Below are 23,968 nucleotides of genomic sequence, written 5' to 3' on the forward strand. Positions count from 1 at the left end.
GCAAGGGGTGGGGGTTCCAGCGGGCGTCGGGTTCCAGCGGGCGTCGGGCACAACGGCCGCGGCAGCCCCTGACGATAAAGGCTAGCCGCCGATGTAGGACATCTCGATTTTCTCGCGCCCCTGCCGCAGTCCGGGCGTCGCGGCGCTTCGCAGCTCCGAGTACCGGTCCGTTCGGGCTCCCCACAGCGCTCCCAAAGCACCCGCCAGCTCCACATCCGTGGCGCCGCCGCGCAGCAGGGCGCGCAGGTCAGTGCCAGCGGTGGCGAACAGGCAGGTGAAAAGTTTCCCGTCCGCGGAGAGCCGGGCCCGCGTGCAGCCGCGGCAGAACGCCTGGGTGACGCTGGAAATGGCGCCGATCTCCCCCGCGCCGTCGGCATAGCGCCAGCGCCGGGCGGTCTCACCCCCGTAGTTCTCCTCCAGCGGCTCCAACGGAAAGACCTTGTTGATCCGGGCAATGACCTCCGCGGACGGTACCACCTGGTCCATCTTCCAGCCGTTCGAGTGGCCCACATCCATGTATTCGATGAAGCGCAGGATGAAGCCTGTGCCGCGGAAGTGCCGGGCCATTTCCACGATGCTGTGGTCGTTGAGGCCGCGCTTGACCACCATGTTGATTTTGACGGGGCCCAGCCCCGCATCCTGGGCGGCATCGATGGCGTGCAGGACCTTCGCCACGGGGTAGGAGACGTCGTTCATGGACTGGAAAACGGCGTCGTCCATGGAATCCAGGGACACGGTCACCCGGTCCAGGCCGGCCGCCTTGAGCGCCTCTGCCTTTTGGGCCAGGACGGAGCCGTTGGTGGTCATCGCCAAATCCGGCGGCTCGCCTTCCGGCGTCCGCAGCGCCGCGAGCATGCCGACCAGGTCCTCGATGCCGCGGCGCAGCAACGGTTCACCGCCGGTCAGCCGGATTTTGCGCACGCCGTGGTCCATGGCGATGCGGGCGAGGGTCGTGATTTCCTCGAAGGTGAGCAGTTGGTCGTGGGGCATGAACACAAAGTCGCGGCCGAAGATCTCCTTGGGCATGCAGTAGACGCAGCGGAAATTGCAGCGGTCCGTGACGGATATCCGCAGGTCCCTTAGTGGGCGCTGCAGCGTATCGGCCAGCAGTGGGGCAGCCATCTTTCAACCCTCCAATACGGGTCCGTTAGTCACCGAACCACTACTTCCACCATAGGCCCGCACGACGGCGGCGTCGAGGGTTGGGAGGGCAGGCTGCGGTTGGGTTGGGGGTTCCGTTGGGCTGCGGGCTCCTGCGGACTTTGAAGCTGCGCACGCTTCGGCGCCGGCGCTGCGCCACTTCGCAAGTGGCGCACCACAGGAGCCTGACCGTGCGCAGCTTCAGGGCGTTGGCCCGCGGCTCATGCAGGCGGCGCGACAAAGGTTGTGTGATGCGGCAGCCTGTTTTCCCATGCGCCGAACCGGGGTCGAGTTTCGCGCATGCTTTGGTGCCGGGGCAGCGTGTTTATCACTGCGCCGAACCGGCTTTGAGTTTGGCGCATGGTGCACTCCGCGCAAAACTCCGGTCAGGTTGTGCGCATGCGTAAGCAGCGGCTTTCGGCATGCGCTGAACTCGCCACGGGTTCTGCGCTGAGGACACGATGCGCATAACCGGACCCAGGTTCTGCGCATACAAAATGTCACAGTGCCGCCATTTGCCGCAGAACACGTCAGAATTATGGTTGTGAGCGACAACATCAGCCAAGATGACGGCCAGGAACCGCTGCCGGGCCTTGCCGCCGCACCCGACCAAGCCCTGGCCCGCGAACTCGACGGGCTCCGCATGGACAATGCCCGACTGCGGAAACTGATTGAGCTGAGCGAGGCCGAAGCCAAAGCCGCGCAGCAAGACCAGCCGGCGTTCGCATCAGTCACAACACCGATCGGGCCGGTGACGATGGATTCCCCTCCTGAAACGAAGGTGCGGTTTTACCAGGCCCTGTTCCACGCCCGCACCGACGCTTACGCAACGCGTTGGGAGAATGCCCGGGACGGGCGGGCGGGCTGGGTGCCGGCCGTCGCGGGAGGGTGGCGGAAGGGGACGTCGCGGGACAACGCCAGCTTCCTGCGTCTCACCCCGGCAACCATTGCCGATCACCTCCGCGGGGCACAACACATCGGCTTCTACCCGCTGTTGAAGGACGACACGTGCTGGTGGGTAGCCGCGGACTTCGACGGTGCCGTCGCCATGATGGACGCCCTCGCCTATGTGAAGGCGGCCCGGTTCCGCGGCATTCCGGCGGCGCTGGAGATTTCACAGTCCGGTCGCGGCGCGCACGCCTGGGTATTCTTCACCAAGGCCATCCCCGGGGAACGGGCCCGCCAGCTCGGCACCGGACTGATCCATGAAGCCATGGGATTGCGCGGCAGCATGAGCCTGTCCAGCTACGACAGGCTCTTCCCGTCACAGGATGTGCATTCGGGAAAGGGCATGGGCAACTTGATCGCAGCCCCGCTGAACGGAAAACGCCGCAAACACGGCACCACCCTATTCCTGGACACCACCACGCTGGAACCGTATGAGGACCAGTGGGCGTACCTTTCCAGCCTGGACCGGCTCACCCCGGCGGCCGTGTCCACACTCATTCGCCGCCTGCCAGCCGTTCGTCTCGGCCAGGACGTCAAGAGGCTGGAACTGCCGCAATCATCGAAAATCGTGCCGCGTCCGGCCTTGATCGTCCGGGCCACGTTTGCCGCCCGCCTGACCATCCATTCGGCGGAGCTGGGCCCTGCCATGATCTCCGCCGTCAAACATGCGGCATCCATGCTGAACCCGGAATATTATGAGCGCCAACGCCAGCGCCGCTCCACCTGGAACATCCCGCGCATCCTGCACTTCTTCGACGAGACCCTCGAGGGCGACCTCATCCTCCCGCGCGGGCTGCTCCCCCTGCTCAGGCAGCTTGTTGAATCCGCCGGCAGCACGCTTCGCATCGAGGACCAGCGCACGGAAGGCGCAGCGGCGGACTTGGCTTTTGCCGCGGTGCTGCGGCCCGAACAGCAGCAGGCGGTGGACGCGATGCTCGCCGCCGAACAGGGAATTCTCGTTGCACCCACGGGCGCCGGTAAAACGGTCATCGCCTGTGCAGCCATGGCCCGGCGCGGTGTCCCCACCCTGATCCTGATCGACCGCAAGGCACTCGCGGAGCAGTGGAGGCGGCGGATCCAAGAGCTCATGGATGAAAAGTGCGGCCAAATAGGCGGCGGACGCTCCAAGACGACCGGACGCATCGACGTCGCGCTCCTTCCCACGCTGGCCCGGCGCGACAACGTGGTGGAACTGACCGCCTGCTATGGCCTGGTCATCGCCGACGAATGCCACCACGTGCCGGCCGCCGCCTTGAGCCACGTGATGAACCAGATCCCAGCGCGGTACTGGCTCGGGCTCACGGCGACCCCGTACCGCCGCGACAAGCTGGACGCGCTCATGTACCACCAGCTCGGCCAGGTGGAGCACACCATCGCACCCGCGGCACCGCAGCAACTCCCCCGCCATGAACTCGAGATCCCCTCGCCCGCGCTGGTGCTGGAATTACACCGCACGCAGTTCGCCTACAGCGGCGACGCCGATCCCGGCGAACAGGGCTTCCACAGGCTGTTCAGCCAGGACATGTTTGCGGACCCGGCGCGCTTTGAGCAGATATACGACGACGTCATGGAGGCCCACGCAGCGAACTCACGCATTCTTTTGCTCACCACGTCGAGGGCGCACCTGGAGCATTTCCGCGAGCGGTTCGAGGATGCCGGATTGAAACCGATTGTGTTCGCCGGCGGGATGAAAGCGAAGGAGCGGGAAACCGCCGTCGAGCTGTTGGAAGCCTCGCCGGATGACCAGCCGTTGCTGGCCCTGGGCACCGGGCAGTACATTGGCGAGGGCTTCGACTGCCCCAAGCTGGACACGCTGTTCCTGGCTGCGCCGATCTCCTTCAAGGGCCGGCTGGTGCAATATGTTGGTCGGATCACCCGGCCGTATCCCGGGAAGACACGGGCCGTGGTGCACGACTATTGGGACGAGCTCGCCCCGGTTTTGGCATCGTCGCTGGTCAAGCGGGCGCCGGGGTATGTGTCGCTGGGGTTCCCGGATCCGCGGAGGATGTAGCTCCACGGCATTTGTCACCGATGCGGCCAGATTGCTGGGCGTCACGAAATCGACCTTCATTGCCGACTCTGCACGCCAAGCAGCGCAAAAGGCCATTGCCCGTTCTTACGTGATGGTGAGGGCGCCGGAGGTCTTCGATTCCATGATGGCATCGCTCTTAGCGCCGGATGAGTCCGCAGCCCGGGATGGTCTGTCAGGCGTCGCCGCCTCATCACCTGCTGGCGGTATCATCGTTCCGCATGACCAGGCTGACGACCGAATTCGATCTCGAACACTTTGATTGCGGTGAAGTCACCTATAACAGTTGGCCTACCTAAAACGCAGTCAAGGCGGTCGAATCTGGTTCCGGCATGGTCTCTCTCCTGCTTGAAAATGATGGAAGAAGCGTCTAAGGAGTCCGGGGATGCTTCGCCATATGCCAAACGCTGATTGTCCGCGAGGCGTACCTAAACACCTCCAGGGAGACCTACTGCACCAGGATCCCGCATGGTTGCTGGCCAACCAAGATGGCTCTAGATGGAAACTTTGCGCGGGGACAAGGACCACCCGTGGGGTTGGCAATTCCCGAGGGTTGGGAGCGCGGCGGGGGGGCCGAGGCCTGGTCCGGCTCCTGCGGACTTTGAAGCTGCGCACGCTTCGGCGCCGGCGCTGCGCCACTTCTGAAGTGGCGCAGCGCCGGGTCCTGCCTGGACGCAGCTTCAGGGCATTCGCGCGGCTCATGCAGGCTGCGCGACAAAGGTTGTGTGATGCGGCAGCCTGTTTATCCATGCGCCGAACTGGGGTCGAGCTTCGCGCATAGGGCACTCTGCGCAAGACTCCGGTCAGGTTGTGCGCATGCGTGCGGAGCGGCTTTCGGCATGCGCCGGACTGGCCTGCGGGTTCTGCGCCCGCGAGGAACAATCTCCGGGCCGGTACCGGCCCAGCCGCCCCGTCGCCCGTGCCCGCCCGGTAGGCTGGCTCCCAAACGGGAAGGACAGGAGACTGAAGTGGCGGAGATGACGATTGCCGAGGTGATGGCGGAGCTGGCAGCGCTCGAGGACCCGAAGGCACGCGCGGTGAATGAGAAGCACGGCGACGACCACGGCGTGAATCTGGGCAAGCTGCGCGCAGTGGCGAAGAGGCTCAAGACCCAGCAGGACCTCTCGCGGGAACTCTGGGACACCGGCGACACCGCCGCGAGGCTGGTGGCCCTGCTGATCTGCCGCCCCAAGGAATTCACGCCGGAGGAATTGGACGCCATGCTGCGTGACGCGCGGATTCCCAAGGTGAACGACTGGTTCGTGAACTATGTGGTGAGGAAGAGCCCACACGCGGAAGGACTGCGCGAGGCCTGGTTTGACGATCCGGATCCGGTGGTGGCCAGTGCCGGCTGGGCACTGACCAGCGAACGGGTGGTGAAGCGGCCCGACGGCATCGACCTCGAAGGCCTGCTCGACCTCATCGAAGCGCAGATGAAGGACGCGCCGGACCGCCTGCAGTGGGCCATGAACAACTGCCTGGCGCAAATCGGGATCGAGCACGCGGAACTCCGGGCCCGCGCCGTCGAAATCGGCGAGCGTCTGGGGGTGCTCAAGGACTACCCGACTCCCCCGAATTGCACGTCCCCGTTCGCACCCATCTGGATCGGCGAGATGGTCAGCAGGCAGCAGGCCAAGTAGGCAGCTTGCGCCCGTTCCACCATTCCCTCAGCACGTGGCAACTGATGCGAAGCGAGGTCCCGGAGACCATGGTCCGGCCGCCCCTCAGGGAAGGTTGGGCGCAATCTTCCGCGCCAACGCGACGAACTGCCCACGTTCCGTCGCAGTCAGACCTTCCGTGGTCTGCCGCTCCAGCTCGCCCCACGCCGCCATGGTCCGCCCCTGGAGTCCACGCCCTTCCGGGGTGAGAAAGACCAACGTCACGCGGCCGTCACGCGGGGATTTTTGCCGGGTGATCAGCCCGGCCGCCTCGAGACGGCGCAGGGACTTGGCAATGGTGGAATGGTCCAGCCTCTGGGTGCGGCCCAACGCCTTTTGCGACTGCCCGTCCTCGGCCCACAGCTGCATGAGGATCAGTTCCTGCCCGGGAAACAGGCCCAGGTCCCCCAGCAGCCCGCCGGCCAGTGTGCGGTGGGAGCGGGCCAGGGCGAAAATTGCCCAACTCACGGGGTAGTCGCGCACGCCGACAAGGTTTTCTTCCAAGACCAGGCCTTCCAGGGTTGATGTTTGTTCGCTCCGGCCCGCACTTACATGGCCGGCCACCCAAAACTAGCAGAATCGGCACGGACTCCGCCGCGACGGCGGAGTCCGTGCCCCTGGGCTTCAGCCCACCGGGGCAAGTGCGCCCAGCTGCGGGTAGTCCGTGTAGCCGGCGGCTCCGCCCGTGTAATAGGTGGAGCTGTCCGGTTCGTTAAACGCGGCTCGAGACTTCAAGCGTTCGACGACGTCGGGATTGGCCAGTGCCCAAGTCCCGATGGGCTCCATGTCGGCAAGGCCTGCCGCGACGTCGGCGCCCAGGTCCTCCCGGCTGCGCCCGGCCCGCAGCACGAGCAGTGCGTTGGGCCAGGCGGCGCGCAGGTCCCGGAGGAGCTCGTCGTCACCAAAGTGGAACAAGTGGACGTAGGCAAGGTCCAGCGTGGCCAGTTCGGGCACCAGGTAGCGATAAAGGTCGCCGTAGTCCGCACCTTCGTCCACGCCGCCGATGTTCAGGCCCGGCGACAACCGGATCCCCGTCCGGTCGGCACCGATCTCGTCCGCGATGGCGGCGGCGACCTCAATCGCCAGCCGCGCCCGGTTCTCGATGGAGCTGCCATATTCGTCGGTGCGGACGTTTGCGTTCGGTGAGAAGAACTGATGAAGCAGGTAGCCGTTGGCACCATGGATTTCGACGCCGTCGGCACCGGCGCGGATTGCTGCGGCCGCGGCGGCCCGGAAGTCGGCGACCGTCGCCTTGATCTCCGCGGCGGTCAGCGCACGGGGCACAGGGGCGTCCTGCGGTCCGGCGGCGGTGAACATCTTGATGCCGGGGGCAATCGCCGACGGCGCGACGGGCTGGCGGTGGTGCGGCGTGTTGTCCGGGTGGGACATGCGGCCGGCGTGCATCAGCTGGAAGTAGATGGACCCCTGCGCCGCATGGACGGCAGAGGTCACTTCACGCCATCCCTCGACGTGGGCGTCGGTGTAAATGCCCGGCGTCGTCAGGTAGCCCTGCCCGTCGTCGGAAGGCTGGACCCCCTCGGTGATCAACAGTCCCAGCGAGGCACGCTGGGAGTAATACTCGGCGGTGAACGGGCCAGGGGTGCCGTCGGCGTTGGCGCGGCTGCGGGTCATCGGTGCCATCGCCAGCCGGTGATCCAGCTCCAGACGGCCAACCTTGGTGGGGCTCCACAATGTGGTCATGATTGGTTCCTGTTCTTGAAAATAGTGCCGACCCATGATTTATGTGGTCGACCACTTACTCTAGCACAATTAGGTGGTTGGCAACATAATTTGTTCAATTGGCCGTCGACGCTGTTTTCCAGCACGTCACCGGACGGGTGCCGGCGTCGGACCCCCGCGGTACCGTGGGTTCATGCTGATCGAGAAGCTGCACGTGGACGAGGTGGACATCGACACGGACCGGGTCGCGGCCATGGTCGCCGACCAGGTTCCGGCCTGGGCGGGCAAAACGCTCGAACCCGTGTATCCGGCCGGCACCGACAATGTCATGTTTGTCCTGGACCGGCACTTTGCCGTCAGGCTGCCGCGCACCCCGGGCGCCGCCAAGTCACTGGAGAAGGAACTTCTCCACGCCCCGCGGCTGGCCCCCATGCTGCCCGCCCCGATCCCGTGCCCGGTTGGATGGGGAAAGCCCACGGAGTCGTATCCGTTCAGGTGGTCCATTCTGCGGTGGATTGAGGGCAGCAATCCCGTCCCCGGCCAGGCGCCGGGCCTGTATTCCGCCAACCTCGCTTTGGACGTGGCCCGGTTTATCCGCGCTCTCCACAGCGTGGTGCCGCCCGCACCAACGGAGGAGCTGTTTTCCTACCGCGGCGAAAGGGCGGTGCAGTCGCGTGAACTGGAAACCAGGACCGCGATCGGCAAGTGCGGGGACTTCTTCGACACGGGTGCGCTCCACCGCGCGTGGGACATTGCCCTGGAGGCGCCGGAAGGAAGCGGGGCACCCACCTGGATCCACACCGACCTCCACCCGGGAAACCTCATGGTGCAGCACGGCCGGCTTCAGGGCGTCCTCGACTGGGGCGGACTGGCCGTCGGCGACCCTGCTGTGGACTTGATTGTGGCCTGGAACCTGTTCGGTCCAAAGGAGCGGCAGGCGTTCCGTGCGGAATTGAAGGCCGACGACGGCACTTGGGCACGTGGCCGGGCCTGGGCCCTGTCGATCGGGCTGGTCGCCTTGCCGTATTACCTGGAATCGAACCGCGCCCTGGCAGCTGTTTCCTGGTACCAGATCGGGCAGGTCCTGGTCGAGATCCCCGAAACGCAAACGGCCAAGGCGCAGGACGTCAGTGCGTGGCGCCGGCCGCCAGCTTGATGTCCGCAGCCGTGGACAGCGCCGTCCTGGCAATGATTTCCAGGCCGTGCGCCATCAGGGAAACCTCCATGGACGGGAGCCGGCCGTCGGACACCTGCCGCGGAGCGTAGGGCACGTGGACGAAGCCGGCCCGCACACCCGGCGCTGCCGCAAGCTGGTGCATCAGCGCATAAAACACGTGGTTGCACACGTAGGTCCCGGCCGTCTGCGACACTTCCGCCGGAATGCCCGCGCGGTTGAGCGCCTGCAGGCACGCCTTGAGCGGCAGCGTACTGAAATAACCCACAGGACCACCCGCGGCCACGGGCTCGTCCACCGGCGCGTTGCCCGCGTTGTCGGGGATCCGCGCGTCGTCCACGTTGATGGCGACCCGCTCCAGCGACAGCTTGGGCCTCCCGCCCGCCTGGCCCACGGCAAGGACGAGGTCGTACGGTCCGGCTGCGAGCGCCAAGCGCAGCGCTTCCCCCGCCGCACCGAATTCCACGGGAAGTTCGACGGCGGTGGCCGGCAGTCCTGAATCGTTCAGTGCCTCCGTGGCCAGCCGGGCGGCGGACCACGACGGATTGGAAGTCCCGCCGCCAAAGGGTTCAAAACCAGTAATAAGAATCATGGTTCCAGCCTATGCGCCGCTACGTCGTTCACCGAAGGCCCCCCGGGCGCTGCGCAGGAAGTAATTCCAATTTCGCCATGCGCAGGCCCGCACGCCGGGCGCTGCCCAGGAAGCCAAGCTGCGCAAGGCGGAGGCCGTGCCGTTGCGCATGAAGTACGCGGCGGCCGCGCTACCCACACAGCAGCACGCCGGCGCGGTAGCCGTAGTCGGCTTCCAGCCGGGCGATGCCGTCGGGGTCGTATCCGGTGAGCGCTTCCTGGATCACTTCGGCCGGCGCCGGGAATCCGGCATTGAGGTGGTTCAGGACCCAGACGGTGCTGCTGAAGGCCCATTCAAAAACCAGCAGGGCCCCCACCAATGCCGTACCGACCAGGTAGTGCGCCAGCGTCCACGGCGCCGTGCCGTGGACGGGCCCGTCCACCAGTGATGGCGTACCCAGCACGCAAAAGCCCGCGGCGAAGAATCCGACAAACACGGCCGATTCCGTGGCGCCGAAGGAGATGCCTGACCTGATGACCCATCGGCTGCGCACCATGAACTGCCAGTACACATAGGCGTTGATGACGGTCAGGGCCGCATACAGCCCCAGCGCCGCCATGGTCCACCACGGAACGGCATCGACCATGGGCGGCACCAGCACTGCACCGGCCACGGCAAGCACGGCAATCACCAGCGGCGGGAGGGCCAACAGCCGCCGGTTCCTCCGGGCCTGCGCAGCAGGCACGGCCGGCACAGCCTTGGCATCCCGGGAAAGCCAGGGTGGAACGGCCCGGGGCGCCGAACCCCGCGCCGCCGAAGCACTGGAACCATGCGAAGGGCCGCGGCCGGAACCGAACCCGGCATTCGGTGCGGTCTCCCCCGCGGCAATGATCTCTGCCGGGACGTGCCCCACCGGCGCCGGTGCGGAGTCGAAGTCGGCAAAGGCCTGCCCCACATAGCGGCGCTCGATCAGGGTGCGGTCCTTGTCAAAGGGCCGGTCCGGATCGGTCCACACATCGTATTCGTTGCCTTCGGCCGGAGCCCACAGCGGGTAGGAGAGCAGCCGCAGCTGCGTCACTTCCTCGCGCCCTCCCGCCACATGGGCAAGCTCCACATGAAACAGCGCCATGCCGTCCACCCAGCGTTTCTCCGAGGTGACCGAGACGAGCTGCGCGACGGAATGGTCGCCGTCGTCAATCAGGATCGCAAGAAGGCCGCGCTCATCCTGGGCCTGGCGCCACAGGATGCGCGCGTGCCGCACCATCTTCCGCGTGGGAACAACCAACAGAGCGGCCAGGGCGCCAAGCAGCAGTGCCTCGAGCCCGTCGCCGGACACGGCACGAACCACCGCGGCCGCGGCGCATCCCAGCAGAAGGCCGCCGAGCACGGCGGCGTAGGTGACGCGCCGGGCGCGGTGCGGGGCGACGGTGCGGCTGCGGGGAGCGGAAGCCTCTGTCAGGAATCCGTAGCCCATGACGTGCTTGAAGTTCGCCCCGATTTCCGAGCCCATGGCCAGCGCACCGACCACGCCCACCACGCAGAGCAGCGCCGGTATGAACAGGGCCGGATCGTCGAGCGTGTGGCCAAGGTGGAACGGGGAAAAGAACCCGAGCATCGCCACGGCCAGCGCCCACAGCAGCCCCACCAGCAGCAGCGCCCGCTTGGCCTTGTGGACATATCCGTCCCACACCACCGGCGCTGCGGGCAGCGGAATCCGCCCCGACCCCGGCAGCGCCCTCGACATTGGATACGCCATCAACGCCTCCTCAAGCCCAGTGAATCTTCATTCTCCCCGCAGGCGCGAGCGATGTCGAACCCCCGCAGTGCGGGCCGGGAATAGTTACGGCCCCTTCGACGCTTTCAGGAGGTAGCTGGCGGCTCCCAGAAGACGGCTGGCGCCTCATCATTTTTCACGGACCAGGACCTTTTCATGCCAAGCCCCACCCCGACCCTGCCTGACCGCCTCTCGGCACGCGACCGCACCACCATCACGGTGCTGCTGGTGTCCGCGTTCGTGGTGATCCTGAACGAGACCATCATGAACGTGGCCCTGCCGCGGTTGATGGAACAGTTCAACGTTTCCGCCTCAGCCATCCAATGGCTGGCGACCGCCTTCATGCTGACCATGTCAGTGGTGATCCCCGCCACCGGCTACCTGCTCACCCGCTTCCCCATCCGAACCGTGTTCATCCTCGCCATGGGGCTGTTCTCCGCCGGGACGCTGCTGGCCGGCCTTGCGCCCGGCTTTGAGGTGCTGCTGGTCGCCCGCGTCATCCAGGCGTCGGGCACGGCCATCATGATGCCCCTGTTGATGACCACCATCCTGGACCTTGTGCCCTCGCACCGCCGCGGCGCCGTCATGGGCAACGTCTCCATCGTGATCTCCGTGGCACCCGCGATCGGCCCGACGCTGTCCGGACTCATCCTGCATTCGCTGTCGTGGCGCTTCATGTTCCTCTTTGTGCTGCCCGTCGCCGTGGTGGCGCTGGTTCTGGGTTCGCGCCTGCTGCCCACCGGCACCAAGCGTGCCAGTTCCAAGCTCCACATCCCCTCCGTGCTCATTTCCATCCCGGCCTTTGGCGGACTCGTCTACGGCCTGAGCGGCATCGGCTCGCCCGACGTGGCGACCAAGCGGATCGCCGTCGTGGCGCTGGTTGTGTCGCTGGTGTCGCTGGCCGGCTTTGTGCTCCTGCAACTGCGCCTGCAGCGCAGGGATGCGGCCCTGCTGGACATGCGCCCGTTCCGACTCCGGCAGTTCACCCTTGCCCTGGCCCTGATGGTCATGGCCATGGTGGCGTTGTTCGGCGTGATCATCCTGCTGCCGATGTACCTGCAGAACGTGCGCGGGCTGGACGTGCTGTCCACCGGCTTGCTGATGCTCCCCGGCGGCCTGCTGATGGGCCTGCTGGCACCGTGGGTGGGGAAGCTGTTCGACAAGGTTGGCCCGCGCCCGCTGCTGCTTCCCGGAGGGCTGCTCCTCTCCGCGGTTCTCTTCGGCTACACGCAGCTGAATGAAAACACCCCACTGGCCGTCATCCTCGGCCTGCATCTGGTCATGTCCATCGCCCTGGCATTCATCTTCACCCCCGCTTTCACGGCCGGGCTGAACCCGCTGCCCCCTTCGCTGCACTCCCACGGCTCGGCCCTGCTCGCCACGCTCCAGCAGCTGGGCGGGGCGGCCGGCACAGCCTTGCTGGTCGGTGTCATGGCAGCCGGAACGGTCTCGGCCGCGGCGGCAGGCAAGACGGGTCTGGCGGCGCAGGCGGCAGGGTTCAGCAACGGCTTCCTCGTCGCGGCGATCGTTGCCCTGGGCATCGTGGTCATTGCCGCGTTCATGGCGCCGCAAAAGCCGGCCCCCGGGGCGGCACCGGACGGGGCCAACGGCATCCTGCTCCAGAGCCCCCAGGAAGTGCACTGAGTCTGTAGCGCTCCACGGGCGGCAACACCGCGTCGCCGCCCGCTTTGCATGTTGGACGCCAGCTCCGGGCCGGGGCACGCCGCTGTCCGCCCAAGGCACCCGCGCCAATGCTGGTAAAAAGGAACCATGACTGATCCCTCCAGGCAACCGGCTCCCCATCGCGAACAGCTGCTGCCGCCGCGCCCGCAACTGACCGGCTCGCTGGTTTCACTCCTCGGCTGGGTGGTGGTGGTCATTCCCATCATTGCCATGGCGCTGATCATCTTTGCCGCCGTCACCAATCCGGACACAAGCATCGCCACGTTTGGCAAGATCGCCCTGATTGTCCTGGGTGCCGCGCTGCTGTTCTGCATGATCGCCGCGCCCCATCTGCTCGGCCAGGCGGTGATCCACCGGGAGCGGGACATGTGGAAGGCCGCGCTCTGGACGGGAATTCCCACACTGGGCGTGATCCTCTACCTGGCCTTCCGGTGGCTGGTCAAGCTGTAGGGACAGGGGAAGCAGCGCCGTCCTGCACGGCGTTTGCCTAGCTTCACCTGCTACAAATGGTCCATGACCAGGCCCCACCGCGAAATTCCGTCACAGCGCCTGGCCCTGTCCGTCACCTCCATCGCCGCGGAGGTGAAACCACCCAGATCCGTCCTGTGGACCATCGGCATCACCCTGCTTGGCTGGCTTGTCCTGGCCTACCCCGCACTGCTTTTGGCACTTCTGTCCTACCTCTTCATGGCCGGCGCCCCGGCCAACCCGGCAACTGCCGGCACCGTGGTGGCCGGCCTGGCAGGCATGGTGTTTGTGCTTTGCATGGTCGCGGCCCCGCTGCTCACGGGCCTGGCCGTTTCCCGGCGGCGGCGGAGCTTGTGGGTCGGCGCCGTCGTCACCTGGGTCCTGACCGCCGTCGCGGTGGCCTACCTGATCGTGAACTGGATCGTTCCGCTCGCGTGAAGCCGGCCTCCCTGCGCGGCGCGCATGACCAAAGCGGCTCCTGGGGTGTTGACTGGGAGGCAAGGCAGTAGGCCAGAGTCGATTTAAAGGTGGTTTTTGATGGATACAGTAATGGACGTTTTGCATGTGGTGGCAGCCGTGTTCCTCGTGGGACCCATGGCGATCCTGCCCATGACCGCGCTGAGATCACTCCGGGCCCGGGACTCCGGCCAGGCCGCGTCCCTGGCGAAGAGCGTGAACCTTTACACACTGCTTTCGCTGATCGTGGTGGTCTTCGGCTTCGGCGCCATGTCCATGGCGGACAAGAAGTACGATCTGTCCGTTACGACGCCGTGGATCCTGATCTCGATCATTTTGTACATTGTGGCCCTGGTCCTGAACCTGGCCGTTGTGGTGCCCGCACTGCGCCAGGCGGCCGAAGAGTTTGCCGGAGCAGGGCCGGCCGTCGCTCCGGGCGTCGACCAGGCTGGTGCCGCAGCTGCGGTTGGCGTGAAGTCCAAGATGTACCCCCGTGTCGCCATGGGCTCGGGCCTTTCAGCGCTGCTGCTGGTGGCCGTGGTGGTCCTGATGGTCGCCAAGCCCTGACCCACCCGGTTCGACGACGCCGTCACCCGCCCGTGCGCGACGCCGGGCGGGCCCGCACGTGCATGCGCTCGCCCTGCGGGCCAAACAGGGACAGGAACTCCACGCCTTCCTCGCCGGCTCGGCCGAACCAGTGCGGCGTGCGGGTGTCGAACTCGGCAGCCTCGCCGGCCGCCAGGATGAAATCGCGGTCCCCGAGCACCACGCGCAGCTTGCCGCGCAGCACGTACATCCACTCGTAGCCCTCGTGGACCTGGGGGTCCGGCTGCGCCACGGACTTGCCGCCGGGGATCAGGTGCTTGAACGCCTGCAGTCCTCCCGCGCCCCGGCTCAGCGGCACGATGGTCATCCCGTGCCCGCTGATGGGCCGCAGGTGGACCCGCGGATCGCCGGTCTCCGGCGCACCCACCAGTTCGTCGAGCGGCACCGCATAGGCGCGCGCCAGCGGCAGCAGCAGTTCCAGGTTGGGCCGCCTCTGCCCGGACTCCAGCCGCGACAGCGTGCTCACCGAGATCCCTGTCGTTTCGGACAGCTCCGCAAGCGTCCGGTTCCGCTGCAGCCGCAGGCCGCGCAGCCGGGGCCCCACGGCCGCCAGCACATCATTCGTGTCATCGTCCATAGCCCTAGTTTGCCACTTCAGCAACAAATATTGCCACTGTGACCCTGCGGGAGAAACCATGGAGGGACCAGGCAAACAGAAGGCAGGAATCATGTTCGACGTACTCATTATTGGCGGAGGCCCCGCTGGCCTCAACGCGGCACTCATGCTGGGCCGGTCCCGCCGCTCCGTGGCCGTCATCGACGCGGGGGACCCTCGCAACGCGGCAGCCGAAGGTGTCCACGGTTTCCTCACGCGCGACGGCGTGTCCCCGGCCGAGCTGGGCCGGCTGGGCCGGGAGGAGGTGGCCCGCTACGGCGTCGAAGTTCTCAAGGCCACGGCCGTCGCCGCGGCGCGCACCGGTTCCGGCTTCACCGTGACCCTCGACGACGGCCGGACGCTCGATGGACGCCGGATGCTCGTCACCACCGGCGTCAGGGACGAACTCCCCGACATCCCCGGGCTGGGCGCGCACTGGGGCAGGGATGTGGTCCACTGCCCATACTGCCACGGCTGGGAAGTGCGCGACCGGTCCATTGGCGTCCTCGCCTCCAGCGCGTTCGCCACCCACCATGCGCTGATGTTCCGCCAGCTCAGCCCCGACGTCACCCTGTTCGTGGACAGCGCACCGCAACCGTCCGGCGTCGAACTTCAACAGCTTCAGGCGCACGGCATCACGGTGGTCCAGGGCCGGGTCACCGAGGTGCTCGCCGAGGGCGGCCACCTCAGCGGTGTCATGCTCGACGACGGCAGGAGCGTCCCGCTGCAGGCGCTGGCCGTGGTGCCGCGTTCCGTGGCGCGGTCGGCGGTGCTGGATGGACTCGGCATCGCCACGGTGGAGGGCCCCCTGGGCATGGGCAGGATCGTGGAGGCCGACGCGACCGGGCTCACCGTGGTGCCGGGCCTGTGGGTCGCGGGCAACATCGCCGATCTGGGCTCCACAGTGCTGGGATCCGCGGCGGCCGGCGCCAAGGCAGGAGCGTTCATCAACATGGACCTGGTCACCGAGGAGGCCACGGTGGTCGAGCCTGCAGCGGCGCGGTGACCGGGCCCTTCGGGATCTGGGGCCATTGAAGTCCAGGGCCGCCGAGCCTGTCCTTTAATTCCATTTGGTAGATTAATGGATCATGGACCCATCCCGGTCCCAAGCCACCGCGTTGAATGCGACACCTTCCAAGCGCCCGTCGGTCTGGTGGGGCGTGGGCATCACGCTGGTCGGCTGGCTCATTCTGGCGTTCCCGGCGTTCGCCACCTTGTTCCTGACGGCATCTGCGTTCTCGGGCTGCTTTCTGGAGTGCACGAAGCCCGAGCCGGCAACCGGGGTTGCGGGGTGATCATCCTGGCCGCCATGGTGGTGTGCCCGCCACTGCTTGGTGTGGCCGTGGTGCGGCGCAGCCGTAAATGGTGGATCGCGTTGGGCGTCTGCGCCCTCGTGGTGGTCGCGGGCATCGTCATTGCGGCGCTCTGATCATGGCGGCGATCGTGTGGGACCGCTGACCAGACGACGCGGCGGCCGGCCTACGGAGCCAGAGTGGAGGAGCAATCCTTGTCGGAGACCTTGGATTGCAGCGAAATGTCGGTGGCGCCCTTTTCGGAAATTTTCAGTTCGCCGCCGTGGCTGTCGGTGGAGCTGATCCCGGTAAAGCCGCCCTTGAGCGAATCGGTGCCCGAAATCGAAGGAAAGCCGCCCTCCTTTAGTATCGGGTTGACGGTCTTCATCACGGAGTCCCAGCCGCCTGAAACCTCGCGCAGCGAGTCCTTGGAGCGCAAGGTGCCAATCGTGAGGACGCACGTGCCGTCGTCGTTCTTGACGCGGCGGGTCTCCTGGCCCTGAACAGGAAGCCACGACTTCCCGGGATAGGCGCGGGCCAGGGCGCCGGCCAGATCGGTGGACAGCTGTTGGAGTCGCGGGCCGGCCTCGGCGGCGGTGGGCAGGGACGGGCCAGAGCAGGAAGCCGCCCCCAACCCTGCGCAGATCAGCAAAACCAGGGCAAGGCCGTGTCGACGAAGTCCATTCACCATGGTTTCACCCTATCGGGTCGGCCGGGTGGTCCCGATGGGGCGAACTCCCCATTGGCGGCCGGGAAACGCGCCACTAAGTTGGGACAATAGTCTGCCGAGGGCCCCAAGGAGCTTGCCCATGAACAACTTCATCGGAAACAACCCCGCGGAGCTGCGGGAATTCGCCCGCACGGCCGTCCACAGCGGGGAACAGCTGGAGCGAACGGCCGCCACGCTGTCGTCCGTGCTGGCACAGATCACGTGGAGCGGACCGGATGCCCAGCGCTTCACGGCAAAGTGGAACTCGGAGTACAAGGGCCAGCTGAGGCGGGCCGGGACTGGACTGCGCCAGATCGCCGAGACGCTGAAGAAGAATGCCGACGAGCAGGAGAAAGCCAGCGCGGTCGACGGCGATGGCGGTCACCCGGGAGGTAAAAGCGGGGACAAGCCCGGAAATCCAGATCCGGGCAAGGACATGGGCCCGTATCACAAGCTGCCCAAAGACATTCCGCTCGACAACAACGCCTTGGACCCCACCAACATTGCCCAAGGGCAGGTAGGCGATTGCTGGTACCTGGCCGCAGCGGCAGCAGTGGCGAAGAACGATCCGCAGTGGATCCGGGACCACATGTGGCAGAACCCGGACGGCACCTGGACAGTGAAGATGTACCAGGACGGCGAACCTGTTTATATTCAGGTGGAGCCTACAGTGCCTGAAAATGCCGCCACGGACGGCCAGGGCAACGACAACTGGCTGTCCATTTACGAAAAGGCCGGCGCGGAGTACTTTGGCGGCGACTACAAGGACATTGACGGCGGCTATGGCCAGGACGGGATCGAGGCCATCACCGGACAACCTGTGGAGTCCACGGGTGAATCGAACTTTGACGACATCTCGGAGCGGCTAAAAAACGGCCCGGTGACCGTCGGCACGGAGACGAATCCGGACGGCGCCTGGTTCTGGCAGGATACCGTTGACAACAACCACATCGTCCCGAGCCACGAATACATTGTTGATACCGTCCAGGACCACGTCAACCCGGACACCGGGAAGTCGGAGCGGATGATCCACGTGATCAACCCCTGGGGTCCCAACGGCGGCAACCTCGAGGGCGACGCTCCCCCGTCCGGAACAAACCAGCGCTGGGGCGATGCGTGGCTGACCGAAGACCAGTACAAGGAAAACTTCGACTCGGTCGCCTCCGGCACGGCACCCAAGAAATAGGAGACAGCCATGGAACCCGAAAAGGAAACCGTCAGCGCAGCCCAAGGCGCACAGCCGACTCTTGGGACCCTGCGGATCGGCATCATTGCCGTTGCCAGGCACGACGGCGTCGCCAAGGCCCGCCTGCTCCTCCGCCCCGCCTCTGGAGACGAGGCGGTGACGCTCACCGAGGGGAGTTCCCTCACGGTTCCCGGACACGGGCTGCTGACGTTGGAACAGGTATCCACCGAGGGCAAGGGCGCGGTCAGCCTGAGCCTGGCGCCGGCCGTCTGAAGGGCCCCGCCGCTCCGACGATAGATACCCCGGCCCTACTCCCCCACCACCACCACGGTGTACCCGCCAAACGTCTGGCCGTTCTGCGATCCCGTGACCCGGTACACATGGGCATTGCCGGCGCCGGGGTTTCCGTCGGTGGCCACGAACCCCACCTGCTGGCCATCGCCGGTGACTCCGCCACCGTTGCCGATCAGCCCCACGCCGCGCGGATTCGGCACGGCGCCCAGGTTGGGGAGCGCCGCGCCCACGGGAACCGGCGCGGTGATGCCGACGTCGCCCGTGGCCGCGCCGGTGCCGAGCCCAACCGCACGGTCCATGGTGACCAGGTGCAGCCACGGCATGGTCCCGGCGTCGGCCCTTGCCACGGCCAGCTGGGCCGGCTGGGCAAACAGCGGCCCCACGCCAATTCCCAGGGTGGGCAGCGCCGCGGCTTCCGAGGCACTCATCACGTGGATGTTGCGCTGGCCGACGTGCCGGTTTTGCGCGGCGTCCCAGGCGGGGTCGGACAGCGGATCGCTTGAGGCGTCGGAAATGCGGACCACCAGGCATTCGTGCCCGCCGTTGAGGTACTGCGCCTTCCAGGACACGGGGCACTTGACCACCTTGTGGGACCCCGCGGTGCTGCGCGCCTCCAGCGACGTCCACACGGTGCCGACCAGGTTCGCGTCCGATCCGCTGAAGCCCAGCGTCGGGTTGAACCAGTAGAACTCCACCAGAACCTCGTACGCGGGCGCCTGCCCGAGGTTCCACACGTGGGCGTAGAGCGTGTTGTCCTGGCCGGCGTCGGCCACCCCGCCCAGCACTGGCGGGACCGGCGGCGCGGCGTCCGGGGCCACGCCGGGCATCACAAAGATGTCCGGGCTCTCCCAAAACACACCGGTCAGCGGCCGGGCGGCGGTGTCGCCGGCATTGGCGCGGATGAACAGGAACGGCAGGAACAGGTCCGTGCGCGGCCCCGGCCACACCGTGTGGCCGCGGCCGGGAATCTGCACAATTCCGCCGCCCGTGGCCACGCCGCCGGACAGGGAGCCGTCGGAGGTCCCCGCATGGTGGGTCGGGCGCCCGGGCCCGGTGCCGCCGTCGTGCGTGGAACAAGGATCCGCGGGGCAGCCGTGCCGGCGGCAGGGGCTGCCCTTGCCACATGTGCAGTCCGACGCCGGACAGCTCAGGTTCACGTGCACCGTCACCTGGGTGGGCGGGACGGGTTCGGGACGGTGGCGGTGCTCCCGGTGGCCCTCATGCCAGTCCCGGTGGCCGCCGTGCTCCGGTCTGTGCGTCTCAAAGACCTCCCCGACCACTCCTTCCACGGCGTCCTCAACCTTGTCGGCGAAGCGGCCGATGTGGCCCAGGAGGCCGTCGTCCCGCACCCCGCCGCCGCGCTCTTCCTTGCTGTTCATGGCTGCACTTCCTGAGGCAACTCGTCGTGCTGAAAACTACTGGATCCGGGGCTCAGACTGCACATTGCATTCCCGGCCCGGGTAATGCAGCTGCAGCGGCAGGGGGTTGGCATACTGCGGATCGGTGTCCACGGGCACGGGATCCGGCCGCACCCAGGCATCCGCGCCCTCAGGCCACACCACCGGCGGCGGGAACGGGTGGAGCTGGCCGTCCTTCGGTGCGTCCTGGCCCGCCTTCATCCGGTCCCAGTCCCAACAGAGGTATGCGTAGCCGCGGTCCGCGTCGAGGTTGAAGTTCGCAATGAATCGCGGGTTGTTCGCGATCTGGCCAATGAGGTAGGCGGAAAACACGGCCGGATCGCCCAGCGGGTTCATCGACTCGCCCCGCTGCCCGCGGGAGGGGTGCTGGATGTACTGGCTGTTATGGCTGTCCGTGTCGGAGGGGCAGCCGGCGCCCTCGTAGTCCACGCGGGCCGCATTGCTGGTGGGCGCCGTGGTGCTCAGCAGCCGGTTCGGCATGGTGTCTTGCGGGTACGGTCCGGCCGCCGTCAGGGGCGCCTCGAGATAGTTTCCGGCTTTTTTCGGGTCGGGGTCGTTGGTGCGGTCCGGGAACGCCCACGGGCGCTGGTACTCCACGGCGTCGTCGTTGGCGATGCCGCCAAAGTTGGGCGGCTTCTGTCCCTTGGTGGTCCGCACGGGAAGCCACGGGTTGAGCGCGTCGATGGGGTCGCGCAGGCCCTCGTCGGTCAGGGCCGGGTCGCTGTCCAGGTTGCCCAGCGGATCCCAGGCGGCGGCCAGCGCCTGCTTGAACGCGCTGTCCACGGTGTGGCCCAGCGTGATGAGCTCCAGATCGATTTCGGAGGGCTTGCGAAGTTCGCCGTCGGGCCAGTTTTCCCCGGACTGCGGCATCAGGTACCCCATGTGGACCAGCACGCGGCGCAGGTTCTCGCATACCTCCCAGGCCGGTTCGATAATGCCGTCGTAGATGGCCTCTCGGACCGGCCAGGTGCCGGCCGACGCGGCCGTCTTGACGAGGTCGTAAATGAACTGGCCCGCGTCCTGGAGCACCTTGTTGGCCCAGTCCAGGATGGAGGCGATGGCTTCGCACAGCTGGGAAAGTGGGTCGTCGTTGGGGTTGACCCCGCTGAAGTCGGGCGGGCCGGAGAAGTCGTTGCCCAGGTTGTTCAGGTCCGAGGCCGGCGGCGTGAAGACCGTGGGCCGCTGCGGCTTGTCCATGTCGAACTGGGACACGTAGCTGCGCTTGAACCAGGACAGCATGAACCGGTAGGCCGCCTGCACCTCCCACGGCATCGGGAAGCCTTCGGGGACGGTGAACGGGGCGTCGGGGGCGATCTGCTTGCGGATGTCATCCAGCGCCATGCCGGCGTTGTCCACGCCCAGGATGCCCAGCCACTTGCCAATCAGCGAGGTGCCAAGGTGCAGGCCGTCCTGGAACGGCTGGCCCAGCAGGTTGCGCGGGTGCGGCTGGTCGCCCTCGCCGAGCTTGTTTTCCAGGTCAACCAGCCCGCCCTCGGACGGGTGCGCGTACACCTCGATGAACACCTGCACGATGGTTTCGGCCAGCCACGGCGGCAGCGCGCCGTCGGTGTCGAGCAGGGCTTTGCGCTGGTTCTGGCTGGCCTGGTCGTCGCCCTCGGGCAGCGGCTGGCGCAGGGCACCCTGCTTGGCGGCCTGAGGGAGGCCGTCGATGCCTTGCGGGATCTGCAGCGCAAAGTACAGAGCGGACTGGTTCAGCCCCGGGTAGGTGTCCTGGAATCCGCAAAACTCGTCGGCCGGGAGCAGCCCACCCGGCTTGGTCTGCTCGTAGTTGAAGGCGTCGATGTGGTTTTCAATGAGGTGGTGCCGCTGCCAGTGGGTCCGGAACGGCCCGCCGCACTGCTCGTTGACGAAGGAGTGGGCCACCACGTCCGTCCCCACGTGGCACACCCACCCCAGGGCAAAGGCGATGAGCTGGTCGGCGTGCTCCCGGGTGGCGGCGTCGTCGCTCCGGAGCATGTCCCGGGCATGCGCGATCATGCGCGCCGGGACCATGCTGGTGCGGCGGTAGTGGGTCATGTCGCTCCACAGGAACGCCTGCTCGTCAAAGCCCTTGCGCATCTTCAGGGAGAACCAGCCAAACACGTCGCCTTCGCTGAGGATTTCCTCGGCGGCCAGCGCCAGGAGGTCGTTGGCGAGTTCGGTGAACGCCTGCCCCAGGGTGCGCAGCAGCCCGCCGGTGAGGTCGTCAATGACCTTCCCTGCGGCGTCGACTATGGGGCCGATGGTGGCATTCCACACGGCCATGAACTTCTTCCAAAGCTGGTCCAGCTTGATGATGAAGCGCAGGATGGCCGCCCACGTCTGGCTGACCTCACCGAGGATGTCCACCAGGCCCGCGTACGGATCGTCCAGCCGGCCCTGATCGTCCAGGTAGTACATCAGGGACATTGCCAGCATGATCTCGTCGCACGGGATGGCGATGTTGTTGTAGTCCTGCAGGAAGAAAAACAGGTCCGGGCCGTTGGAGCCGAGGGCCGTGAACTTTGGCCAGGCCTGCATCTTGGCGGCGCATTCGGCCGGTTCCAGCCCTGCCAGCAGGTCCGGATCGAGCTGCTGTATGTCCAGCAGCGGCCCGTCCATGTCCCGGATGAAGTCGGAGGTGAAGCCCTCCTGGTTGGCCATCAGCTCGCTGACGCGACGGGCGGTGTAGATATGCGTGAACGGTCCAGGCATGACGGTCATCCCCTATAAAAGGACCCGCCGCAGCTCCCCACAACGAGCTCCATAGGGAGAAGTTTCGACCTGATCCTGTCCCAAGTCAACGGTTGACAAGGTATTTGGTCTTTTGGGCCTTTTGTTTGCGTACGACGCCGGAAGGAGGCTTGCGCTGTCCGGTTGGGGTGCGCGGCACAGGATGCGCGGCCGAGACCCGTGGCTGGTGGTCGGACCTCGGAAACCCCGGTGGTTGAGCTGGCCGAAACCGACCGGTGGCGGTGCCCGGTGTTGAGCGTCGGAAGGTGGGCCACGTCAGTCGTCGTTGGTGTGGGGCTTGATGTTGTATTCGATGAGGTTTTCGAGCGGGCTGTGGCTGCGGTCGAACCGCGGTGCTGCCGTGCTGGCTGCCCGGGCGCCTGGCGCCGTTCCCGCCGCCGCGCCGGTCCCCAGGCCTGCTGTCGTGTTGTTGCGGTGGTCGAGTTGTTGGGTGAGGTGTTTTTTGAGCCATTTGGGGTAGGCGGGTGGTTGGGCAGTGCGTTGTTTGGGGGCGTGGTAGTTGCCGTTGGGTGAGGTCCAGGCGATGCGGCCGTCGTTGGTGGTGGATGGTTTCCAGCCGCGGAGTTTGATGCCGTGGCGGTCGGGTTCCAGGTCCTGGCGGTAGTGTCCGTGCTTGTTCTTGTCGTCGCGGAAGTGCTTGAGTGCGTGGTGGCGCCGGCACAGGTTGTGGGTATTGCCGGTGGTCTGCCCGCCTTGGGCCCAGGCGGTGACATGGTCCACGTCGATGTCCATGACGGGGTTGGTGCAGTTCGGGAACGAACAGGTTTCATTCAACCCCCGCAGGAGTGTTTTCTCGGCTTCGCGGAGCCGGTATCTTTCCGGGGGCAGGTCCTTCAATGGGGTGTTGGTGACGGGGTCAACGAGGACGCGCAGGAACGTCTCGGCGTTGTTCAGGAGTTTGCGGGCGGTCTCTTCCGGGATCGGTCCGTGTCCGGCCAGGGTGGCGGGCTCGTTGGTGATCCCGAGCAGGCCCAGGACCGGGACGGTGATGATGACCTGCGCCGCCGGTTCCGGCGGTTCCGTGATGGCTTTCCCGGTCCGGGTGGCTTCGAGCTGGTTCAGGTAGTCCCGGACAGGGTCCTCGAGAATCCCGTCCACCACCCCGTCCACCAGGGCACCGGCCAGCTCCCCGACCAGGGCCGCCAGCCCAGGCTCCTGGCGTTCATGAACCTGGCCATCCGGGGCGGGGTGGTCCCCTCGATCCGGCGGATCCCCGGGACCGTTGAACCCATGGCCGTCAGTGCCGCGGTGGACACCGACGCCAGGCTGGTTTTCTGGTTCCGGGCAGAGCGCACCGGTGTGGGGGATGTTTTCCGGGTTCGTTTCGCGGGCCTGGAGCGCGGTCTCCTCTTTTTTGGTCAGTGGCCCGATCGCTGGGGACCGCGGGATGAAGACCCAGTCGGGCAGGACATCAACCAGCGTCAGCCCCGTGTGCCCGTCGTCCGCTAGAGGGGTGCGGCTGGAGAGCGTGTACACGTCGATGGTGACACCGGAGAATGCATCGTTGATGAAACGCGCACCCGAAAACGACCCACCACCGGTGGGCTGCCCGCC

General features: G+C 66.6%; 23 protein-coding genes. 13 read left to right on the plus strand and 10 right to left on the minus strand.

What is annotated here, in order from left to right; all coding sequences use genetic code 11:
* Positions 1-81: 81 nt before the first annotated feature.
* Positions 82-1,122 carry a GTP 3',8-cyclase MoaA gene (gene moaA / locus CVV68_RS06835; protein ID WP_110500250.1) on the minus strand — a complete coding sequence of 347 codons (1,041 nt, stop codon included), beginning with the start codon at positions 1,120-1,122 and terminating at the stop codon, positions 82-84.
* A gap of 562 nt (positions 1,123-1,684) precedes the next feature.
* On the opposite strand from moaA, the gene CVV68_RS06840 reads away from it, so the two are divergent.
* From CVV68_RS06840 to CVV68_RS06850, 3 genes are all read left to right on the plus strand, one after another.
* Positions 1,685-4,099 carry a DEAD/DEAH box helicase gene (locus CVV68_RS06840; protein WP_245933390.1) on the plus strand — a complete coding sequence of 805 codons (2,415 nt, stop codon included), beginning with the start codon at positions 1,685-1,687 and terminating at the stop codon, positions 4,097-4,099.
* On the plus strand, positions 4,062-4,379 hold the full coding sequence (locus CVV68_RS24890; protein WP_110500252.1) for a type II toxin -antitoxin system TacA 1-like antitoxin: 318 nt from the start codon (positions 4,062-4,064) through the stop codon (positions 4,377-4,379). Before CVV68_RS06840 ends, CVV68_RS24890 begins: the two co-directional genes overlap by 38 nt.
* A gap of 715 nt (positions 4,380-5,094) precedes the next feature.
* Positions 5,095-5,757 (plus strand): DNA alkylation repair protein, encoded by a 663-nt coding sequence (locus CVV68_RS06850; RefSeq protein WP_110500287.1) that lies wholly within the window; start codon positions 5,095-5,097, stop codon positions 5,755-5,757.
* An 84-nt stretch (positions 5,758-5,841) separates the two neighbouring features.
* Here the strand turns inward: CVV68_RS06850 and CVV68_RS06855 are convergent, their stop codons facing one another.
* Positions 5,842-6,279, minus strand: coding sequence for a MarR family winged helix-turn-helix transcriptional regulator (locus CVV68_RS06855; protein WP_211320740.1), 438 nt, complete (start codon positions 6,277-6,279; stop codon positions 5,842-5,844).
* A 120-nt stretch (positions 6,280-6,399) separates the two neighbouring features.
* Positions 6,400-7,476: an alkene reductase gene (locus tag CVV68_RS06860; protein ID WP_110500253.1), complete on the minus strand. Its 1,077-nt coding sequence runs from the start codon at positions 7,474-7,476 to the stop codon at positions 6,400-6,402.
* A 172-nt stretch (positions 7,477-7,648) separates the two neighbouring features.
* On the opposite strand from CVV68_RS06860, the gene CVV68_RS06865 reads away from it, so the two are divergent.
* Entirely contained in the window at positions 7,649-8,611 is a 963-nt protein-coding gene (locus tag CVV68_RS06865) for an aminoglycoside phosphotransferase family protein (RefSeq protein WP_110500254.1), read from the plus strand.
* Here CVV68_RS06865 and pcp read toward each other — a convergent pair.
* Together pcp and CVV68_RS06875 are read right to left on the minus strand one after the other, a co-directional pair.
* On the minus strand, positions 8,583-9,221 hold the full coding sequence (gene pcp / locus CVV68_RS06870) for a pyroglutamyl-peptidase I (protein ID WP_110500255.1): 639 nt from the start codon (positions 9,219-9,221) through the stop codon (positions 8,583-8,585). The two genes, CVV68_RS06865 and pcp, sit on opposite strands and share 29 nt — an antisense overlap.
* 169 nt (positions 9,222-9,390) lie before the next feature.
* Positions 9,391-10,956: a hypothetical protein gene (locus tag CVV68_RS06875; RefSeq protein ID WP_110500256.1), complete on the minus strand. Its 1,566-nt coding sequence runs from the start codon at positions 10,954-10,956 to the stop codon at positions 9,391-9,393.
* 174 nt (positions 10,957-11,130) lie between these two features.
* Here CVV68_RS06875 and CVV68_RS06880 point away from each other — a divergent pair, with 174 nt between their 5' ends.
* The 4 genes from CVV68_RS06880 to CVV68_RS06895 all read left to right on the plus strand — a co-directional run bounded on the left by CVV68_RS06880 (position 11,131) and on the right by CVV68_RS06895 (position 14,148).
* The gene (locus CVV68_RS06880; RefSeq protein WP_110500257.1) at positions 11,131-12,618 is read left to right on the plus strand and encodes a DHA2 family efflux MFS transporter permease subunit; all 1,488 of its coding nucleotides are present in this window, start codon (positions 11,131-11,133) and stop codon (positions 12,616-12,618) included.
* A gap of 126 nt (positions 12,619-12,744) precedes the next feature.
* Positions 12,745-13,107 (plus strand): hypothetical protein, encoded by a 363-nt coding sequence (locus tag CVV68_RS06885; RefSeq protein ID WP_110500258.1) that lies wholly within the window; start codon positions 12,745-12,747, stop codon positions 13,105-13,107.
* A 63-nt stretch (positions 13,108-13,170) separates the two neighbouring features.
* Complete coding sequence (locus tag CVV68_RS06890; protein ID WP_110500259.1) at positions 13,171-13,563, plus strand: hypothetical protein; 393 nt, start codon at positions 13,171-13,173, stop codon at positions 13,561-13,563.
* 111 nt (positions 13,564-13,674) lie between these two features.
* On the plus strand, positions 13,675-14,148 hold the full coding sequence (locus CVV68_RS06895; protein WP_245933391.1) for a DUF2269 family protein: 474 nt from the start codon (positions 13,675-13,677) through the stop codon (positions 14,146-14,148).
* Between the two features lie 22 nt (positions 14,149-14,170).
* Here CVV68_RS06895 and CVV68_RS06900 read toward each other — a convergent pair whose 3' ends face one another.
* Positions 14,171-14,764 carry a helix-turn-helix domain-containing protein gene (locus tag CVV68_RS06900; protein ID WP_110500261.1) on the minus strand — a complete coding sequence of 198 codons (594 nt, stop codon included), beginning with the start codon at positions 14,762-14,764 and terminating at the stop codon, positions 14,171-14,173.
* 91 nt (positions 14,765-14,855) lie between these two features.
* Here CVV68_RS06900 and CVV68_RS06905 point away from each other — a divergent pair, with 91 nt between their 5' ends.
* From CVV68_RS06905 to CVV68_RS23405, 3 genes are all read left to right on the plus strand, one after another.
* Positions 14,856-15,788 carry an NAD(P)/FAD-dependent oxidoreductase gene (locus tag CVV68_RS06905; protein WP_245933392.1) on the plus strand — a complete coding sequence of 311 codons (933 nt, stop codon included), beginning with the start codon at positions 14,856-14,858 and terminating at the stop codon, positions 15,786-15,788.
* An 82-nt stretch (positions 15,789-15,870) separates the two neighbouring features.
* Positions 15,871-16,077: a hypothetical protein gene (locus CVV68_RS06910; protein ID WP_110500263.1), complete on the plus strand. Its 207-nt coding sequence runs from the start codon at positions 15,871-15,873 to the stop codon at positions 16,075-16,077.
* The gene (locus tag CVV68_RS23405; protein ID WP_170133105.1) at positions 16,074-16,211 is read left to right on the plus strand and encodes a hypothetical protein; all 138 of its coding nucleotides are present in this window, start codon (positions 16,074-16,076) and stop codon (positions 16,209-16,211) included. Before CVV68_RS06910 ends, CVV68_RS23405 begins: the two co-directional genes overlap by 4 nt.
* Before the next feature lie 50 nt (positions 16,212-16,261).
* Here CVV68_RS23405 and CVV68_RS06915 read toward each other — a convergent pair whose 3' ends face one another.
* Complete coding sequence (locus tag CVV68_RS06915) at positions 16,262-16,765, minus strand: hypothetical protein (protein ID WP_146238842.1); 504 nt, start codon at positions 16,763-16,765, stop codon at positions 16,262-16,264.
* Positions 16,766-16,883: 118 nt separating this feature from the next.
* Between CVV68_RS06915 and CVV68_RS06920 the strand changes: the two genes are divergently transcribed.
* A complete protein-coding gene (locus CVV68_RS06920) occupies positions 16,884-17,969 on the plus strand; it encodes a C2 family cysteine protease (RefSeq protein WP_170133106.1) in 1,086 nt (361 codons plus the stop codon).
* A 9-nt stretch (positions 17,970-17,978) separates the two neighbouring features.
* Positions 17,979-18,242: a hypothetical protein gene (locus CVV68_RS06925; protein WP_110500266.1), complete on the plus strand. Its 264-nt coding sequence runs from the start codon at positions 17,979-17,981 to the stop codon at positions 18,240-18,242.
* A 35-nt stretch (positions 18,243-18,277) separates the two neighbouring features.
* On the opposite strand, the gene CVV68_RS06930 is transcribed toward CVV68_RS06925, so the two are convergent.
* From CVV68_RS06930 to CVV68_RS23410, 3 genes are all read right to left on the minus strand, one after another.
* Positions 18,278-19,642: a hypothetical protein gene (locus tag CVV68_RS06930; RefSeq protein ID WP_110500267.1), complete on the minus strand. Its 1,365-nt coding sequence runs from the start codon at positions 19,640-19,642 to the stop codon at positions 18,278-18,280.
* A 36-nt stretch (positions 19,643-19,678) separates the two neighbouring features.
* Entirely contained in the window at positions 19,679-22,375 is a 2,697-nt protein-coding gene (locus CVV68_RS06935; RefSeq protein WP_170133107.1) for a zinc dependent phospholipase C family protein, read from the minus strand.
* Positions 22,376-22,669: 294 nt separating this feature from the next.
* Positions 22,670-23,968: HNH endonuclease signature motif containing protein (locus tag CVV68_RS23410; RefSeq protein WP_170133108.1), on the minus strand; the 1,299-nt coding region annotated here is incomplete at its 5' end.

Source organism: Arthrobacter livingstonensis (genome assembly GCF_003219815.1).
GTDB lineage: Bacteria > Actinomycetota > Actinomycetes > Actinomycetales > Micrococcaceae > Specibacter > Specibacter livingstonensis.